The following is a 17,250-nucleotide window of genomic DNA, read 5'->3' as shown; positions in this document are numbered from 1 at the left end:
TGCTGGTGGGAGTGGGTTCGTCGGCGCGTCGCCGCTCGGGAGGTCTGACTGCCGTTGAGGACGTCCCCGGCCGCTGTGCGCAGGGCCTTCACCGTCTGATACAGCAGGTGCTCCCGCTCGGCGGCGAGTGCCGTGTCCGCGGCCTTGCGGGAGGCGTCGCACGCATGGGCATCGCACGCCATGCGCCGCACGACCTCGGCCAGGTCCTCGGCCGCGTGCACCGCGCGGTAGAGGGCCTCTACGACGGACTCGGGACCTTCGAGGACGACGAACTCGGCAGCCCGGTGAACATCGCGGGCCCGAGCACGGAAGAGTTCCATCCGCTCGTCCACTTCCCGCAAGTCCGGGTTGTCGTCCCGCAACGCGTCGCGCACGGCGTCCCACGCGATGTCCCGGTCGTACACCGCCGTCAGATAGTTCGCGTAGGCGTCCCGCCGGTGCTGTCGCCGCCACTGCGCGAACTGGGAGCGCGCCGCCGCGCGCCCGGTGACCATCGCGGAGCCGAGGGTGGCGAGCGAGCCCACGGCGGCGCCGAGCAGTGCGGCGAGTGCAGCGTCCATGGGCCCATTCCGGCGGCGCCAGGGCCTTGCCCGGCCGGCGAGTCCAGCGCAGCACAGGCATCCTCGGCCCCGACCATCCCGGCCGTTCGGGGGATGCACGGGCGGCTTCAGGGACGGCTACCTCCCTTCGGGAGCATCCTTTGAATGGGACGAAGGGGAGATATCATGCCGCTCTATCTGTCGAGGTTCAGCTACACGCCGGAGACCTGGGCGAGGCTCATCAGCCACCCCGAGGACCGCGCGAAGGCCGCTCAGGCGTACATCGAGTCCGTGGGCGGCAAGCTGCACGGCTTCTGGTACGCGTTCGGTACCCGTGACGGCTACAACCTGTGGGAGGCCCCCGACAACGTCTCCATGGCCGCGGTCGCCCTGGCGATCAGCGGAGGCGGCGCGCTCAGCTCGTTCGAGACGACCGTCCTCCTGACCGTCGACGAGACCATGGACGCCCTGCGCAAAGCCGGGCAGATCCAGTACCGGCCCCCTGGCGCGTAGCGCGAGGGTGCCCGCCCGTCAGCCGGTGGCGACCGGCGGGGCCGTCACCCACCGCCGCCGGCAGCGAACCCCCAGGTCACAGCCCCCCACCTATACGCGTTTCCGCCCAGGGGTGGCGGTACGGCAAGATGGGGTGTATCTGCCCACTGCCTGATTTCAAGCTGCCGGACGGTTTCTCTTGGCTGAGTTCATTTACACCATGCGCAAGGCGCGCAAGGCGCACGGCGACAAGGTGATCCTCGATGACGTCACCCTGAACTTCCTCCCCGGGGCGAAGATCGGCGTCGTCGGCCCGAACGGCGCCGGTAAGTCGACCGTGCTGAAGATCATGGCGGGGCTGGAGCAGCCGTCGAACGGGGACGCGTTCCTGTCGCCCGGGTACAGCGTCGGGATCCTGCTGCAGGAGCCGCCGCTGAACGAGGAGAAGACGGTCCTGGAGAACGTCCAGGAGGGCGTCGCCGGGATCAAGGGCAAGCTCGACCGGTTCAACGAGATCGCCGAGCAGATGGCGACCGACTACTCCGACGCGCTGCTCGAAGAGATGGGCAAGCTCCAGGAGGAGCTGGACCACGCCAACGCCTGGGACCTCGACGCCCAGCTGGAGCAGGCCATGGACGCCCTGGGCTGCCCGCCCGGCGACTGGCCCGTCACCAACCTCTCCGGTGGTGAGCGGCGCCGGGTCGCGCTGTGCAAGCTGCTGCTGGAGCAGCCCGACCTGCTGCTGCTCGACGAGCCCACCAACCACCTCGACGCCGAGTCGGTGAACTGGCTGGAGCAGCACCTGGCCAAGTACCCGGGCACCGTCGTGGCGATCACCCACGACCGGTACTTCCTGGACAACGTCGCCGAGTGGATCCTGGAGCTCGACCGCGGGCGTGCCTACCCGTACGAGGGCAACTACTCCACGTACCTGGAGACCAAGCAGACCCGTCTGAAGGTCGAGGGGCAGAAGGACGCCAAGCGCGCCAAGCGGCTCAAGGAAGAGCTGGAATGGGTCCGCTCCAACGCCAAGGGGCGGCAGGCCAAGTCCAAGGCCCGTCTCGCGCGGTACGAGGAGATGGCCGCCGAGGCCGAGAAGATGCGGAAGCTGGACTTCGAGGAGATCCAGATCCCGCCGGGGCCGCGGCTCGGCAACATCGTCGTCGAGGTCAACAACCTCAGCAAGGCCTTCGGGGAGAAGGTCCTCATCGACGACCTCAGCTTCACGCTGCCTCGGAACGGGATCGTCGGTGTCATCGGGCCGAACGGTGCCGGTAAGACCACCCTCTTCAAGATGATCCAGGGGCTGGAGAAGCCCGACTCCGGCAGCATCAAGGTCGGCGACACCGTCAAGATCTCCTACGTCGACCAGAGCCGCGAGAACATCGATCCGAAGAAGACCCTGTGGGCGGTCGTCTCCGACGAGCTCGACTACATCAATGTGGGGCAGGTGGAGATGCCCTCGCGGGCTTACGTCTCCGCCTTCGGCTTCAAGGGCCCGGACCAGCAGAAGCCGGCCGGTGTGCTCTCCGGCGGTGAGCGCAACCGCCTCAACCTCGCGCTCACCCTCAAGCAGGGCGGCAACCTGCTGCTCCTCGACGAGCCCACCAACGACCTCGACGTCGAGACGCTCTCCAGCCTGGAGAACGCGCTGCTGGAGTTCCCGGGCTGCGCCGTGGTCGTCTCCCACGACCGGTGGTTCCTGGACCGGGTCGCCACGCACATCCTCGCCTACGAGGGTGACTCCAAGTGGTTCTGGTTCGAGGGCAACTTCGAGTCGTACGAGAAGAACAAGATCGAGCGCCTCGGTCCGGACGCCGCGCGTCCGCACCGCGCCACCTACAAGAAGCTGACCCGGGGCTGATCGATCTTGCGGCACATCTACCGCTGCCCGCTGCGCTGGGCGGACATGGACGCGTACGGCCACGTCAACAACGTGGTCTTCCTCCGGTACCTGGAGGAAGCCCGTATCGACTTCCTGTTCCGCCCGGACAAGGATTTCCAGCAGGGGTCCGTGGTGGCGCGCCATGAGATCGACTACAAGCGCCAGCTCGTGCACCGCCACCACCCGGTGGACATCGAGCTGTGGGTCACCGAGATAAGGGCCGCGTCCTTCACCCTCACCTACGAGGTGAAGGACGACGACATCGTCTACGTCCGGGCCTCGACGGTCATAGTGCCGTTCGACTTCGAGGCGCAGCGGCCCCGCCGGATCACCGCCGAGGAGCGCGAGTTCCTCGCCGAGTACATGGACGACGATGACGAGGAGGAGGCCGTCGCCGCATGACGGTGCTCCACCTCGCGGACGAGGGGGAGGCGGCCGATCTCGCCGCCTTCCTCTCCCGGCTGCTCCACTACGACCGGGGCGCCGCGGTACGCCTCCAGGCGGCCGGCACCGCGCTCGCCGTCTTCGGGCGCCCGCCGTCCTTCGAGGTACTGGCGATCCGCGCCGCGCGGCTGGCCAAGCCGTACGAGAACGGCCTCGACGTCACCCTGGACGTGACTGTCTCCGCCGGTGAACTGCTGGAGGCGGTGGACGAGCCGGCGGCCACCGCCCTCGTCCCGGCCGCCGTCACCGGACCGCCCTGGGCGGGCGTGCTGCCGCCGAGGAGCGGCTGGCGCCCCGTGCCGGGACTGCCCGCGCCGGACGACCTGCGGGCCCTGGTGGGCGCCGCGGTGGCCGAGTTCCGGGCCCGGAGCGAGGAACTCGACCCCGACCGGCGTACCCGGGCCGAACTCGACCGCATCGGGCGGGAGATCTGGTCCCGGGAGGTGGGCTCCACCGCTCTGCCGGTGCGGGCCGTGCACGCCGCGCAGTCGCTCGGCTTCCTGCGCGCCTCCGGGGAGCCCGCGCTGTTCTCCGCCGCCTCCTGGCTGCGCCTGCGCACGCCGTACGGGTCGATAGCCGTGCGCAGGGCCAACGGGCTCGGGTCGCTCGGCGTCAGCGTCTCCCACTGAGCCGGAGCGAAGGGGTCACTGCCCCCGGCTCAGCCCTCCGTGTTCACCATCGACGCCGCCGCGTACGTGAGGTAGTTCCACAGCGTCCGCTCGTGCTCCTCGGACAGGCCCAGCTCGTCCACGGCGTCGCGCATGTGCTTCAGCCAGGCGTCGTGGGCCGCGCGGTCCACGACGAACGGCGCGTGGCGCATCCGCAGCCGGGGGTGGCCGCGGTTGTCGCTGTACGTGGTGGGCCCGCCCCAGTACTGGATCAGGAAGAGGGTCAGGCGCTCCTCGGCGGGGCCGAGGTCCTCCTCGGGGTACATCGGCCGCAGGAGCGGGTCCTCGGCCACCCCCTGGTAGAAACGGTGGACCAGGCGGCGGAAGGTCTCCTCCCCGCCGACCTGCTCGTAGAAGGTCTGCTCCTGAAGCGTGCCGCGCCTAATCTCTTTCACGCCCCCATGGTCTCAGACGCCGCGGCCCAGGACTCAAGCCCTAGGTCCCCGACGTAGCTCCCCTCCGCCCTCGCCCCGCCCGGCGTCCCGCAGGACAGTGGAGGTATGAGCGCCCCCCACGCTCCCGACAGCGGCCTCGACGACTTCGACGCCCTCGCCGCCACGGCGCGGGCGCGGCTGGTGCGCGAGATCGACAGGAGCGGGGCCTGGGACGCCGATCCGAGGTGGGCGGAGGTGTTCATGGCCGTGCCGCGCCACCTCTTCGTGCCCTACTACTACGTCGCCGTCGTCGGCGGGCACGAGCGGCGCTGGGGCGAGGACCCCGACCCAGCCGCGCGCGAGCGCTGGCTGCGCGGCGCCTATGCCGACGTGCCGCTGGCCACCCGGCTGCGCGACGGCGAGCTGGTGTCCTCCAGCAGCCAGCCCTCGCTGATGGCGATGATGCTGGTCGCGCTGGAGGTCGAGGACGGGCACCGCGTACTGGAGATCGGCACCGGCACCGGCTGGAACGCCGCCCTGCTCGCCCGGCGCCTCGGCGACGACGGACTCGTCACCACCGTCGACCTGGAACCGGAGATCACCGAGTCCGCGCGCCGGCACCTGGAGGCCGCCGGGTACCGTCCGGCCGTGGTGACCGGCGACGGCGCCCGGGGTGTCCCGGAACGCGGGCCCTACGACCGGATCATCGCGACCTGCGCCCTGTCGTGCGTGCCGCGCGCCTGGCTCGCCCAGTGCCGCGCGGGGGCCAGGATCCTGGCGCCCATGGCCACCGGCCTGGTCGTACTGACCGTGCGGGACGCCGAGCACGCCGAGGGCCGCTTCCTGCACACGCCCGCCTACTTCGTCCCGCTGCGCGGCGGCGACCGCCCCGAGAGCGAACCGGCGCCGCTCGGCGGGGTGCCCCGCCGGGCCCGTGACCACGACCTGTTCCGCTTCCTGCTCGCCCTCGGCCGGGTGGGCCTGGACCCGCAGGAGGCGTACGCGCTGTGGGACCGCGAGGGGATGCCCGAGCGGGAGCGCTACGGCGTCACCGTCGGCGGGGACGGCCAGTGGGCCTGGCTGGACGGTCCGGAGGGGCCGTACACCTGGCCCCTGCGGGGGTGACTGGGCGGAGCCTCCAGGAGGCGGCGATGGCTCGGTCGAGCCCGTGGGCGCATCGGCGTTTCCCGGCGGAGGGGCCCGGCCGGGCGCGTGGGCGTGCGGGGCATTCCGGAGGGGCCGTACGCCTGGCCCCTCCGGTGAGAGTTCCGCGGCTCAGCCGCGACGGATGGTGATCGTCGTCCAGGCGCCGACGTGCACCCGGTCGCCGTCCTGGAGCGGTACCGGCACGAACGGCTGGATCGGTTCCTCGGAGCCGTTGACCGTGGTGCCGTTGGTGGAGTTCTGGTCGACGACCGCCCAGGAGCCGTTCGGCTGCTGCACCAGCACCGCGTGCTGGTGCGAGACGCCCGGGTCCTCCGGCGGCACCGACAGGTCGATGTCGGGGGTGTCGCCGGTGGAGTGCCGGCGGCGGCCGATGGTGACCTGGTTGCCGGAGAGCGTGCGCTGCTGCTCGGGCGAGTACGCGGGCAGGTTCAGGCCCGCGGCCTCGGGTCCGGAGCGCTGCATCATCGCCATGAAGTAGTCGCGGTCCGGGCCGATGGTCGCCGTCCAGGTGGCCGGCTGCTGCGGGTAGCCGCCGCCGGGCGGGGGCGGCGCCTGGCCGGAACCGGGCTGGGGGTAGCCGTAGCCGCCGCCCTGGCCGGGGCCGCCGGGGCCGGAGGACGGGGGCGAGAGCACCCAGTCGTCCTCGCCGCCGCCGAAGGACGGGCCGCCGGGCTGCGGGCGGTTCGTCTCCTGCGGGTATCCGGGCGGGGCGGGCGGGCCGGACTGGAACCCCTGCGGAGCGCCACCGGGGCCGCCAGGGCCGCCGGGACCTGCGGGCGGGGTCGGGCCGGGAGGCGGCGGTACGGGCCGCGAGGGGTCACCACCGAAGCCGGAGGGGCCACCGGGACCACCCTGGCCACCGAAGCCACCGGGACCGTTCGGGCCACCGGGACCACCGAAGCCACCGGGACCGTTCGGGCCACCGGGACCGCCGTAGGGCCCCTGGCCACCAGGACCACCAGGGCCGCCGTGACCACCAGGACCACCGGGACCACCAGGACCACCGGGACCACCGGGTCCGCCCGGGCCCGGGTCCGTGCCGAACGGCGGGAGCGGCTCCGCGGGCCGGTTCATCTGCGACGGCCGCGAGCTCTGGTAGTCGTACGAGTCACCGCCGCCGTAGGACGGTCCCGGCTGCTGCTGGAAGCGGGCGGCCGGGCTCGGGCCGGGCGCCGGCGGGCGCGGGGCGGCCGGGGTGTACGACGTGGCCGTGTTGGTCAGGAAGTTCCACCGGCACTCCTCGCAGAACGGCGCGCCGCCCTCACGGGGCGTACGGCACTGCGGGCAGAGCTCCGGCTCGGGGTCCGGTACGGAGGACAGGTGCGGCGGCCGGGCACCGCCGGGGGCTCCGGGGCCACCGGGCGGCGGGAAGCCGTACCCACCGCCGGGCGGGGGCGGCGGAGGGGGAGGCGGTACGGCACCGGCCATGCGGTGACCGCAGACCTCGCACCAGTCGTCGGAACCCGACTGGTGTCCGTTCGGGCAGGTCGGCATGTCGGCGCTTCCCCCTCTCCTTTCCGGCCGTTGCAGCCGGATTTCTCCAACCCCGAGGGGCCGGGCTCGCGTTGTCGCTCGGTCAGTGGTGCGGTCACTTCTTTACACGAACAGTCTTTGTCGACCGGGTTTCGAGAGTCATCTCGTCGGCCTCCGCGACCTTCGCCTTCAGTCGCACAGTACCTGCCGCGGCGTCGACCACGTCCACCACCTTCGCAAGGAGTTTCGCCGTATCGGCGTTTCCGGAGGTGCTGGCGAGCTGAACCGCCCGGCCCAGTTTGGCCGTTGCTCCATCGATATCGCCCGCTTTGCGAAGATCGAGCCCCTGTTGGATGGCCTGTGCCAGTTCGGCCTGCCCGGTGTAGTGGGCGACCTGCGGGTTGATCGAGGTCGAGGCGACCATGTCGTCGGTCCACACGGCCCGGACCAGGCCCTGCGCGCCGAGGTTCTGGACGCTGCCGTCCGGCTGCGGGATCACCAGGGAGACCCGCGCCGCGAGCATCTCCCGGCCCAGGTCGGCGGGCGGAACCTCGACACAAACGTGGTAGTCACGGGACTCGTCGCCCCAGGAACCGGTGGGGTAGTCGCCCGAACGCGGGCCCGATTCGGTGCGGCGGCCGGTCAGGTCCTCGACCGTCGGTGCCACCTGCTTGACGAATTTGATCGTCGTGCCCACCGGGGTCCACACCCGCAGGGAGACGTCCGCGACCTCCTTGCCCATCGCCGTCTCCATCATCTGCGTGAAGTCGGCGGCCAGCCCCGCCGGGTCGGCGACGATGTCGGCGGTGCCGAGGAGCGCGGAGGCGATCCCTGTGACTTCTTTCACTTCCCAGTCGGTGCCCACACCGCGCGCGTCGCAGGTGAAACGCCCCGCGCAGGCGTCCAGCGCGGCGCGCAGCTCCTCGGGTGACTCGTGTTCATTGCGGCCGTCGGTGAGCAGGATGCCGTGGCGGATGGCCACGTCCGCGGAGGACAGCAGCCGGTCGGCGAGCCGGAGCCAGGTGCCGATCGCGGTGCCGCCGCCCGCGGTGAGCCCGCGCAGCGCCTGCTTGGCCTGCTCGCGGGTGGTGGCGTCGGCGACCGCGAGGCGCCCGGCGCCCGGGTAGACCTCCTTGGCGACGTGGGTGCCGCCGATCACCGCGAAGTGCACCCCGTCGCGCAGGGTGTCGATCGCGGCGGCCGTGGCGTCCCGGGCGTTGCGCATCTTGGTCGCCGGGTAGTCCATCGAACCCGAGCAGTCGACCATGAGCGCCACGGCCGCGGACGGGCCCTGCCCCGGTGTGAACAGGTGGGGCGCCGCGACCGCGCTCCCGATCGTGCCGCCGCCGGTCGCGGTGACCGTGACGATCGCGTTCACCTCACGGCCGCCCTCGGGGAGGTACTCGTTCTGGTAGACGTCCATCGAGAACTGCGGCACGTTCGACTTCGAGAAAATGGCCATGCCTTCTCTGATCCCCCTAGGACACCCCACCGGAGTGGGGCGATGGCTGATGGCGGACCGGTCCCCTCCGGTCCGTCGAGGCCGCCCCCGCTGAACGGGGCCTCAGGCCGATCCTGCCCCCATCGGAGGGGCCGGGAACGGCAGCACGGCCACTGTTACGTTGTCGTGGCCCCCGCCGTCGAGCGCGTGACCGACCAGTACCTGGGCGCTGTGCAGGGGCCGTACGGCCGCGTCGAGGGGCACCACGTCCGCCATCTCCTCGGCCGCCTCGGCGTAGTTCCACAGACCGTCGGTGCAGACCACGACCACACCGGGCCGGTCCGGCTTGAAGGACGCGGTGTGCGGCTCCAGTTCGTAGGCGTCCGCGCCGAGCCAGCCGGTGATCGCGTGGGCGCGCTCGTCGGCGTACGCCTCGGCCTCGTTCATCAGGCCCGCGGCGACCATCTGGGCCGCCCAGGAGTCGTCCTCGGTGAGCCGGGCCGGGGGCGCGCTGCGGTCCACCGGCACCCAGTAGACGCGGCTGTCGCCGACCCAGCCGACCACCAGCAGACCGGCGGTGACGATCGCGCCGACGATGGTGCAGGCGGGCGCGTTCTGGTGCGGGGCCTGCTCCAGGGCGGTGGCGGGTTCACCGGCCAGCGCGTTGACCGCGCGGGAGGCCGCCACGATCGCCTCGTGCATCGCCTGCTGCGGGTGCGTGCCCTGCGGCAGGGCGGCCAGCAGGGCGTCGCTCGCGGCCCGGGACGCGGCCAGCGAGGCGTCGTCGGGGCGGGTCGCGGAGGAGACGCCGTCGCAGACGATCGCCAGGGTCGCGGGGGAGCCGTCGGCGAGCGCGGTGCAGCCCACGGCGAAGGCGTCCTCGTTGCGGTGGTGGCGCAGCCCGCGGTCGCTGACCGCCGCGACCGGGCCGCACTCCTGCTCCATGTGGTCGCGCTCGCGGGGCTGGGCGTGCCCGCAGTTCTCGCAGTAGCCGTCCTGGTCGACCCGGCCCGCCCGGCAGGCCACGCACACCTTGGCGGGCGCGGGCTGCTCGGCGGCGACCCGCGGGTCGGGTGCCTGGAGTGGGTACTCGTCGGGCTCCGGCGCACGGTCGAAGCGCACCCCGCCGGGCGCGGAGCCGTCGGACCCGGTGCCCTTCAGTTCGGCCGGCACATGCACGGCCGGGGGCGTGTCCGTGCCGGTGGGCTCGGAGGCGTGCGGCCAGGCCACGGGGGCGGCACCGTTGACCGGAGCCGGAGCCGGAGCCGGAGCCGGAGCCGGAGCCGGAGCCGCGGTCGGGGCTGCCGGGGCCTGGGGCGCGGCCGTCGCGGACAGGTCGTATCCGCACTTCTCGCAGAAACGGTCACCTGTGAGCAGCGGTTCGGCGCAGCTCGGGCAGTGCGACAGAGCGGCCTGCTGGGGCATCTGTGACATCAACTACACCCACGTCCGGGGGCGGTAACGGTTGGCGCGTTCCACCAGGTCGATCCTCTCCTCGCCGCCCTGCGCGAGCCGGGCCAGCATGCGGTACGAACGCTCCAGCCCGAACCGCAGTCCCCGCTCGTCCAGGCCACTGCCGAGCAGCACCCGTCCCCCGGCGGCGTCGGGGACGGAACCTTGGCCACCGGAGAGTACCCAGTCCAGCGCACAGCCGAGCACCTCCGTCGCCAACTCCTCGCGGCGCGCCGGGTCCAGGCCGAACGCCTGCAGCGCCTCCACCTGTCCCGCGGCGGCGGTCAGGTCCTCCAGGAACGGTACGTCGGAGGCGACCGCGGTGCGCTGCCGCAGCCGCGCCCGTACGGCAGCCACCCGGGCGGCCGTGTAGTGGATCGAGCTCTCCGGGACCGACTCCAGGGTGGCCACGGCGCCGCGCCGGTCGCCGGTGGCGAGCTGCACCCGGGCCAGGCCGAACGCGGCGCTGACGAAGCTGGGGTCGGTCGACCAGACCAGGCGGTAGTACTCGGCGGCGTTGTCGAGCTGCCCCAGCACCTCCGCGCACAGGCCGAGGGCCAGCTTGGGCGCGGGTTCACCCGGGAAGGCGTCGTAGACGGCGTCGAAGGCGAGGGCGGCGCCCTCGTGGTCGCCGGTGACCAGCGCGGCCACGCCCCGGTACCACACCACCCGCCAGTCGTCGGGCCGTTCGCCCTCCAGCCGGGTCAGCGTCTCGTGCGCGGTGCCCGCCTCGCCGTTCTCCAGCCAGGCCCGCACCTGCCGCAGCCGGGTCTCGGTGGACGGCGCCGGGGCGGCGGCCAGGGCGCTCACCAGTTCGGCCGGGGCGGAGGCCAGAAGTCCCGCGAGGAAACCGGCGTTGGGGTCCGAGGGGTCCACGTGCGGCACCGGAAGGGCGAGGGCAGCGACAGGGGCGTTGACGGGCTTGACCAGCCCCGCGGAGAGCGCGGGCGCGCTCACCCCGGCCCCTGCGGGCCCGTTGCGGCGTGCCCCCAGCCGGGAGACCTCGCCGTCCAGCCTCGGGAACAACTCGGTGTCGGTGACCTTCACTTCGGGCCCGAACAGGGTCGACAGGGCGGGCCGGGGCTGCCCCGTCTGGAGCGAGACGACCTCGCGCAGTACGCCCGTGAGCTGCTCCGCCATCTCCTGCGCGGAGGCGAACCTGCGCGCCGGGTCCGGGTCGGTGGCGCGCACCAGGAGCCGGTAGAAGGACTCGTACTGCCGGAAGACCTCGATGTTGTCCGGGTCGGGCAGGGAGTCCACGAAGACGTTGGTGTAGCCCTGGAAGTCGAAGGTCAGCACCGCCAGGGTGCGGGCGACGGTGTACAGGTCGCTCGCCACCGACGGGCCCACCTCGGCGACCTCCGGCGCCTGGTAGCCGACCGTGCCGTAGATCGCCGACTCGTCGTCGTCCATGCGGCGCACGGCGCCCATGTCGATGAGCTTGAGCTGGCTCTCGGTCTGGATGGCGTTGTCGACCTTGAAGTCGCAGTACAGCAGGTTGCGGCTGTGCAGATGTCCGAGCGCCTCCAGGGCCTCGATGCCGTAGGCGCAGGCCTGCTCCACCGGCAGCGGGTCGCGCTTGCCGTCGGGCGTGCGGCGGCCGTTGGCGATCTCCTTCAGCGACTTGCCGCCGACGTACTCCATGACGATGTAGCCGTCGAGGGAGCCGGTGCGCTGGTCGAGGTGCTCGACGAAGTTGTAGATCCGCACGATGTTGGCGTGCTCGATCTCCGCCAGGAAGCGCCGTTCGGAGATCGCCGCCGCCATCGCGTCCTGGTCGCCGGTGTCCAGCAGGCCCTTGAGGACCACCCACCGGTCGGAGACCGCGCGGTCCACCGCGAGGTAGATCCAGCCGAGCCCGCCGTGCGCCAGGCAGCCCACGACCTCGTACTGGCCGTGCACCACGTCCCCGGCCCTGAGCTTGGGCACGAAGGAGTACGGGTGCCCGCACTTGGTGCAGAAGCCCTCCGTACGGCCCGGCCGGTCGCCGCGCGAACGGCCCACCGGCGCCCCGCAGTCGGAGCGGGAGCAGAACCGCTTGCGCTCGGGCACCTCCGGGTTGTCCAGCACCATCGCGCGCGGGTCGGGCCGCGGTACGTCCGGCACCTCGACCAGGCCCACCCCGAGCCGGCCGCGCCCGGAGGAACCGGCCGTGGAGCCGGAGCTGCGCACCGACACCGAACGGCCCGAGGTGCGCCCCGACAGGGACCGCGAGAGGCGTCCCGACACCGAGCGGCGCGACTTCGACGACTGCGAGGACGTACGCGAGCTGCGGCTGCTGGAGCGGGAACTGGCGCTGGAGGAGCCGCCCTTGCCGCCCCCGCTCACCCCCGTCGGGGTGGAGCCGACCACGCCGTTGGTGGCGACGACGGGGGCCAGACCGCAGGTGTCGCAGTACAGCTCGCCGCCGCCCATGTCCTCGTAACTGCCGCCGCAGCCGGGCCGCTGGCAGGTCTGCTGTGCCTGACTCATGACGACGTCTCCCCCCTGCGGTCCTGCGGGCCGCCCTGCTCCGGCACGTGCGAGGCGGCGCTGAGCTGCTCCGCCGCCGCCTGCTGGTAGCGCAGCACGGCCTGCTCCGCGACGCGCAGGTCGCAGGGCGCGCTCCACAGCATGCGCCGGGCCGCGTCGTAGCGCTCGATCAGGAACGGGTCCTCGGCCAGGCCGTGCCGGGCCACCTTCGCCTTGTACGCGTCCAGCCTGCCGCGCAGCTCGGCGCGGACCGCGAGCGGCGCCGTGACCGCGGTCAACGACTCACGGGCGCGCAGCAGTTCGTCCTCCGCCTTCTGCTCCAGGGAGTCCAGCAGCGGGGACAGCCGGTGCCACTGGGCCTGTCTGCGGTACTCGGCGGCGGTCGCCAACTGCTCCTGGAGCACGGTCGGCGGGCCGCTGACCACCGGCACCTCGGTGGCGGCGATCTTCGCGAGGACCTCGCCGCGCGCGGTGCGGGCCTCGGCGAGGGTGCGGTCCGCGCGCGAGAGCACGTCCCGCAGCTTCACCAGGCGGGCCTCCGCGTCCTGCCGGACCGTCAGCACGGCCTCGATCTCCCGGCGTACGTCCTCCAGGGCGCGGGCCTCGCGGTCGTAGACCGTGGTGTCCGGCCTGCCGCCGCCGGGCGCCGAACTGCCCTCCGTCGGAAGCCAGTACGCCAGCGGGTCCGACACCACCTCTTCGCGCAGCCGGGTCAGGGTGCGGGTGATCCGCTCCAGGTCGTCCCCGGCCGGGTGCTCGCCCGGCCGCACCCCGACGGAGTGCGCGAGCTTGCGGGTGCGCTGCAACTCGGCGGCCAGTAAATCGATCCGGGCGGGCAGCGCGGACCAGACCGCGTCGGCGGCGACCACCATGTCCAGCGAGGTCGCGTACAGCTCGTTCATCCGGTCCACCAGCGTCACCAGCGAGTACTGCTCGGTGAGCCTTCCCGAATTGCCGTGCAGGGTGGGTGCGTTGGCGGTCGCGGCGGCGGACCCGGCGACGGTGACCGACTCGCCGCGCAGCAGCTCGGTCAGCTCCGCCAGGTCCTCGCGGCTGGACCAGCGGCGGCGGGCCCGGATCTCCCGCGCGGTGCGCAGGGCGGCCGTGTAGGCGTCGAAGTACGTCCACAGCAGCGTGATCGACGCCTCCGTGGCCGTCCAGCGCTCCTTGGTGACGCCGGTCAGCTCGGCCCCTTCGAGGAGTCTGCGGCCCGCGTGGTCCTGGAGGGCGAGCAGTGAGGTCTCGATCGCCTCGTGCTCCGCGCCGAGCCGCGCCAGCGCACGGTCCACCTCGTCCCGGTCCATCACCGGCCCAGGGGGTCCCGTGACGCCCATCGATCACCTCTCGCTGCTGTTGTGTCCGGCTGGGGAGTTGTTGTCGTGCGGTGCGGGTTCAGCTCTTGCGGAGGTACTGCGGCGCGGGCGGCTCCGAGTCCTTCGACTCCGCCCCCAGTGTCGCCGAAAGCCACTTGTCGTAGGACGCCTGCCAGCCGCCGGAGGTGTCCTTGCGGTAGTCCACCAGGATCTGGTTGACCCGGCGTACCAGATCGTCGGCGTCCTTCTTCATCGCCACGCCGTAGTACTCGGTGGTGAACGCCTCGCCCTTCAGTTCCACCGTGGGGTCCTGCGCGGCCTGGCTGGCGGCCAGGGCGCCGTCGGTCACCACCGCGTCCACCTCGCCGAGTTGGAGGCGGACCAGGCAGTCCAGCTGGTTGGGCACGGTGCGGGAGATGTCGGCGGAGCCGGGCAGGTCGCCGTCCTCGCGGCCCTGCTCCAGTGTGGAGTAGGCGGTGGAGCCCTCCGCGGTGCAGATCCTGGCGTCGGCGAGCGAGTCGTCGTAGCCGCTGATCTTCGAGGACTTGGGGGCCAGGACCTGCTGGCCGGTCTTGAAGTAGGGCGCGGAGAACGCCACATCGGCGAGCCGGTCGCAGTTGATCGTCATGGTGCGCACCACCATGTCGACGCGGCCCTCCTGGATCGCCGGGATGCGCTGGTTGGTGGGGATCGCCTTGAACTGCACCGCGTCCGGGTCGCCGAGGATGTCCTCGGCGATGCGGTGCACCAGGTCGATGTCGAAGCCCTCCAGCTCGGCGGCGCCGGTGCTGTTGGGGTTGCGGTAGCCCCAGCGGTAGCTGTTCTGGTCGACGCCGACGACCAGCTTGCGCTTCTCGCCCTGCCGGTTCTTGATCTCCTCGATGGTCGGACCGTCGGCGCCGGACGGGGACAGGGTCTGCTTCTCCGGGTCCGCGCACTCCTCCGCGGCGCGCGCCTGCTCGGCCCGCGCGGCCTTGCCGCCGCCGGTGCCGGCGTCCTCGCCCCCGGAGGTCCGGGCGAGCGGCAGCAGCAGGGCGAGTACGACCGCGAGGGCGCACACGGCGGCCATCGCGCCGACTCCGCCCCAGCCCCGCAGACTGGCCCGCAGACGTCGTGCCCGCATCGTCATGCCCCCTCTCACCGGTACTCCGACAGCCTGCGGCCGATGCCCAGGACGGCGCCCGCCGCGCCCAGGACCGCGAGGACGGCGGCGCCGATCGCCAGCCCCGACATCGCGTCCAGGCCGCCTCCGGCCGCCGACCTGAACTCGTTCGTCTCGTGCTTCAGCGCGGTGGCGAGGTTGGCGTCGACACTGTCGAAGCACTCGCCGGTGGCGCCCTTGGCGCCGATCACCCGGTCCAGCGCCTTCTGGTACTCGCCGTTCTCGTCCTCGGCGCGGGCGGCGGAGTGGCGCTTCTGCCACTCCTTCATGTTCCCCATGGCCGCGGTGACCGGCTTGCCGCCCTCGGTGTCGTCGGCGAGGTCCTCGGCGAGCGCGAGGCCCTTGCCGAGGGCGGCGATGTCCTGCTGGAAGTCGTAGTCGTAGGCGTCGTACGTCTCCTCGCCGACCTTCTTGGTCTCGGCACCGCGGGAGACCAGCGTCAGGTTCTCGTTGCCGCGGGCCTTCAGGGAGGCGATACGGGCGTCGGTGAGGACGTTCAGCGAGCGGACGCCGTGGTCGTAGGAGTCGTTGAGCCCGGCGCGGGCCACGCTGTGGCCGACGACCAGCCAGAGCAGCACCACCGTGGCGGCCGCCGTGGCGGCGACCAGGCCGTGGTTCAGGACGCGGTTGGTGCGGCGGTAGTTGCGGTGCTGGGCCCAGGCGAGGGCGGCCAGCGCGACGACGCCGAGGGCTATCGCGGCCCAGGGGTACGGGGTGGCGTCGGCGTAGTCGTCGCGCAGGCGCTGGTTCTCCTTCTTGTACAGGTCCTCCGCCGCCGGGAGCATCTCCTTCTGCATCTTCTCGTTGGCGTAGCGCAGATAGGCGCCGCCGACGGGGAAGCCCTGGCGGTTGTACGTACGGGCCTGTTCGACCAGGCCCTTGTACTCCGGCAGCAGCCGGTTGAGCTTGGAGATCGCGGCGGCCGAGGGGTCGCCCGGGTCGGAGTTGGACGCGGCGGCGACGAGCTTCTCGGCGGCGGTGCGGATGCCCTTCTCGTAGCGGACGCGGTTCTCCCCGGACTCCGCGCGGCCGGCCAGGAAGCCGCTGGAGGCGGCGGTGTTGGCGTCGGCGAGCGACCGGTAGATGTCGGCGGCGTCGGAGCTGATGGGCTGGCTGCGGTTGAGGACGCTGTCCGCCGCTGTCGCCCGGTCGTTGACCTGCCACGCCGTGACCGCGCCGAAGGCGACGACCAGGAGGGCGAGTACGGCGCCGATGATGCGCAGGCGGCCGGGTTCGGTGGTCGCGGCGGCCCGTAGCTGGTCGAGGCCCTCCGCGAAGGCCGTACGGCGCCTGTCGGGGGCCGGCGGCGGCGTGGTGGCTCGTGTCTGTTGCGGGGGCACCGAGGGCATGCCGGTCGGCGGTGCCGACGTTGGTGGTGCCGTGCCGCTGTTCGCCGACCTGTTCACTCCGACCTCCCCCATGGTCATCCGTCGCCCGCAAGTATCACTGGCGGCACCGGTATTCGTCACCGTGGGTCCGCCGGCGGCCTCGCAGTGTCCCGGATCACCCCCTGCCCATGAATACGCCGTGCGAATCGGTTCGGTTCCGGGGAGGGGGCGTGGGGAGGTTCTTGACCTAGATACGCGAGTTGCGCACCGACTGCCACGCGGCGCCGGCCAGCGCCAGCGACGCGCGCGGCACCGACAGACGCTCGTGCTCGCGGTACAGGGCCCAGTTGTACTTGACCAGCGACAGCTTGTTGGAGGACAGCGACCCCGCCTGGTGGGCCCGGTAGACGGCCAGCGGCTCGTCCAGGCCGCGGGCGTCGGCGCCGTCCCGCATGATCGACAGCCACAGGGCGTAGTCCTGGCGCTTGCGCATCTCCGGCATCAGCCTGGTGCCCAGGACCCGCCGGTCGTACATGGCGGTGAGGGCCCCGATGTAGTCGCGGCGCAGCATCGCCCGGTAGTCCACGTGCGACCGGGCGTGGATCACCCGCCCGTTGGGGACCCAGTCGACGCTCTCACCGGCGTGGTCGGCGTCCATCTTGTAGTACGAGGTGAACGTCAGCGGCGCGTCGCCCTCGGCGGCGAAGGCGAGCTGCTTCTCCAGCTTCTCCGGCAGCCACATGTCGTCGCTGTCGAGGAAGGCGACGTAGTCACCGCGGGCGCGCTGCATCGCGAGGTTGCGGGCCCGTCCGGCGCCCCCCTGCTCGGGCGCCGTCCGCGGCAGGACGCGTTCGTCGTGCGCGGCGATCTCGCGCAGCAGGTCCATGGAACTGTCGGTGGACTGGTCGTCGGTGATCAGCAGCTCCAGGTCAGCATGGGTCTGCGTCAGCACCGACCGGACTGCCGCGCCCAGCGTGGTCGCCGAGTTGTACACGGGCATCACGACGGACACCAAAGGCACTGCATTTCTCCTTGCCGGA

At 72.2% G+C, this 17,250-nt stretch carries 15 protein-coding genes; 6 read left to right on the top strand and 9 right to left on the bottom strand.

What is annotated here, in order from left to right; translation table 11 throughout:
* Positions 1-164 precede the first annotated feature (164 nt).
* The 5 genes from GA0115233_RS41155 (at position 165) to GA0115233_RS23205 (ending at position 3,989) form a co-directional block, all read left to right on the top strand.
* Positions 165-704, top strand: coding sequence for a hypothetical protein (locus tag GA0115233_RS41155; RefSeq protein ID WP_176711912.1), 540 nt, complete (start codon positions 165-167; stop codon positions 702-704).
* Between the two features lie 21 nt (positions 705-725).
* The gene (locus GA0115233_RS23220; protein WP_093722207.1) at positions 726-1,052 is read left to right on the top strand and encodes a GYD domain-containing protein; all 327 of its coding nucleotides are present in this window, start codon (positions 726-728) and stop codon (positions 1,050-1,052) included.
* A gap of 178 nt (positions 1,053-1,230) precedes the next feature.
* Positions 1,231-2,895 (top strand): energy-dependent translational throttle protein EttA, encoded by a 1,665-nt coding sequence (ettA, locus tag GA0115233_RS23215; RefSeq protein ID WP_093722206.1) that lies wholly within the window; start codon positions 1,231-1,233, stop codon positions 2,893-2,895.
* Positions 2,896-2,901: 6 nt separating this feature from the next.
* The gene (locus GA0115233_RS23210) at positions 2,902-3,318 is read left to right on the top strand and encodes an acyl-CoA thioesterase (protein WP_093722205.1); all 417 of its coding nucleotides are present in this window, start codon (positions 2,902-2,904) and stop codon (positions 3,316-3,318) included.
* The gene (locus GA0115233_RS23205) at positions 3,315-3,989 is read left to right on the top strand and encodes a hypothetical protein (RefSeq protein ID WP_093722204.1); all 675 of its coding nucleotides are present in this window, start codon (positions 3,315-3,317) and stop codon (positions 3,987-3,989) included. Before GA0115233_RS23210 ends, GA0115233_RS23205 begins: the two co-directional genes overlap by 4 nt.
* A gap of 29 nt (positions 3,990-4,018) precedes the next feature.
* Here GA0115233_RS23205 and GA0115233_RS23200 read toward each other — a convergent pair whose 3' ends face one another.
* A complete protein-coding gene (locus tag GA0115233_RS23200; RefSeq protein WP_093722203.1) occupies positions 4,019-4,423 on the bottom strand; it encodes a globin in 405 nt (134 codons plus the stop codon).
* A gap of 105 nt (positions 4,424-4,528) precedes the next feature.
* Between GA0115233_RS23200 and GA0115233_RS23195 the strand changes: the two genes are divergently transcribed.
* Positions 4,529-5,527: a methyltransferase domain-containing protein gene (locus GA0115233_RS23195; RefSeq protein WP_093722202.1), complete on the top strand. Its 999-nt coding sequence runs from the start codon at positions 4,529-4,531 to the stop codon at positions 5,525-5,527.
* 150 nt (positions 5,528-5,677) lie between these two features.
* Here GA0115233_RS23195 and GA0115233_RS23190 read toward each other — a convergent pair whose 3' ends face one another.
* From GA0115233_RS23190 to GA0115233_RS23155, 8 genes are all read right to left on the bottom strand, one after another.
* A complete protein-coding gene (locus GA0115233_RS23190) occupies positions 5,678-7,063 on the bottom strand; it encodes an FHA domain-containing protein (RefSeq protein ID WP_093722201.1) in 1,386 nt (461 codons plus the stop codon).
* A gap of 94 nt (positions 7,064-7,157) precedes the next feature.
* Positions 7,158-8,504, bottom strand: a complete 1,347-nt coding sequence (locus GA0115233_RS23185) for a vWA domain-containing protein (protein ID WP_093722200.1) — start codon at positions 8,502-8,504, stop codon at positions 7,158-7,160.
* A gap of 102 nt (positions 8,505-8,606) precedes the next feature.
* Positions 8,607-9,917 carry a protein phosphatase 2C domain-containing protein gene (locus GA0115233_RS23180; RefSeq protein ID WP_093722227.1) on the bottom strand — a complete coding sequence of 437 codons (1,311 nt, stop codon included), beginning with the start codon at positions 9,915-9,917 and terminating at the stop codon, positions 8,607-8,609.
* Between the two features lie 3 nt (positions 9,918-9,920).
* Positions 9,921-12,407, bottom strand: coding sequence for a serine/threonine-protein kinase (locus GA0115233_RS23175; RefSeq protein WP_093722199.1), 2,487 nt, complete (start codon positions 12,405-12,407; stop codon positions 9,921-9,923).
* A complete protein-coding gene (locus GA0115233_RS23170) occupies positions 12,404-13,741 on the bottom strand; it encodes a hypothetical protein (protein WP_093722198.1) in 1,338 nt (445 codons plus the stop codon). The genes GA0115233_RS23175 and GA0115233_RS23170 overlap by 4 nt, the downstream gene beginning before the upstream one ends.
* A 58-nt stretch (positions 13,742-13,799) precedes the next feature.
* Positions 13,800-14,843 carry a glutamate ABC transporter substrate-binding protein gene (locus GA0115233_RS23165; RefSeq protein ID WP_093722226.1) on the bottom strand — a complete coding sequence of 348 codons (1,044 nt, stop codon included), beginning with the start codon at positions 14,841-14,843 and terminating at the stop codon, positions 13,800-13,802.
* A gap of 14 nt (positions 14,844-14,857) precedes the next feature.
* Positions 14,858-16,231: a hypothetical protein gene (locus tag GA0115233_RS41150; RefSeq protein WP_093722197.1), complete on the bottom strand. Its 1,374-nt coding sequence runs from the start codon at positions 16,229-16,231 to the stop codon at positions 14,858-14,860.
* Between the two features lie 226 nt (positions 16,232-16,457).
* Positions 16,458-17,231: a glycosyltransferase family 2 protein gene (locus tag GA0115233_RS23155; RefSeq protein WP_093722196.1), complete on the bottom strand. Its 774-nt coding sequence runs from the start codon at positions 17,229-17,231 to the stop codon at positions 16,458-16,460.
* Positions 17,232-17,250: the final 19 nt, after the last annotated feature.

Source organism: Streptomyces sp. DI166 (genome assembly GCF_900091315.1).
Lineage (GTDB): Bacteria > Actinomycetota > Actinomycetes > Streptomycetales > Streptomycetaceae > Streptomyces > Streptomyces fuscus.
The sequence above is the reverse complement of the archived record's forward strand: the minus strand, read 5'-3'. Positions and strand labels throughout refer to the sequence as shown.

Coding starts and splice junctions, on each gene's coding strand:
- GA0115233_RS41155 (WP_176711912.1), top strand. CDS start 165: ATGGGCATCGCACGCCATGCGCCGCACGACCTCGGCCAGGTCCTCGGC.
- GA0115233_RS23220 (WP_093722207.1), top strand. CDS start 726: ATGCCGCTCTATCTGTCGAGGTTCAGCTACACGCCGGAGACCTGGGCG.
- GA0115233_RS23205 (WP_093722204.1), top strand. CDS start 3,315: ATGACGGTGCTCCACCTCGCGGACGAGGGGGAGGCGGCCGATCTCGCC.
- GA0115233_RS23195 (WP_093722202.1), top strand. CDS start 4,529: ATGAGCGCCCCCCACGCTCCCGACAGCGGCCTCGACGACTTCGACGCC.
- GA0115233_RS23190 (WP_093722201.1), bottom strand. CDS start 7,063: ATGCCGACCTGCCCGAACGGACACCAGTCGGGTTCCGACGACTGGTGC.
- GA0115233_RS23185 (WP_093722200.1), bottom strand. CDS start 8,504: ATGGCCATTTTCTCGAAGTCGAACGTGCCGCAGTTCTCGATGGACGTC.
- GA0115233_RS23180 (WP_093722227.1), bottom strand. CDS start 9,917: ATGTCACAGATGCCCCAGCAGGCCGCTCTGTCGCACTGCCCGAGCTGC.
- GA0115233_RS23175 (WP_093722199.1), bottom strand. CDS start 12,407: ATGAGTCAGGCACAGCAGACCTGCCAGCGGCCCGGCTGCGGCGGCAGT.
- GA0115233_RS23170 (WP_093722198.1), bottom strand. CDS start 13,741: ATGGGCGTCACGGGACCCCCTGGGCCGGTGATGGACCGGGACGAGGTG.
- GA0115233_RS23165 (WP_093722226.1), bottom strand. CDS start 14,843: ATGCGGGCACGACGTCTGCGGGCCAGTCTGCGGGGCTGGGGCGGAGTC.
- GA0115233_RS41150 (WP_093722197.1), bottom strand. CDS start 16,231: ATGCCCTCGGTGCCCCCGCAACAGACACGAGCCACCACGCCGCCGCCG.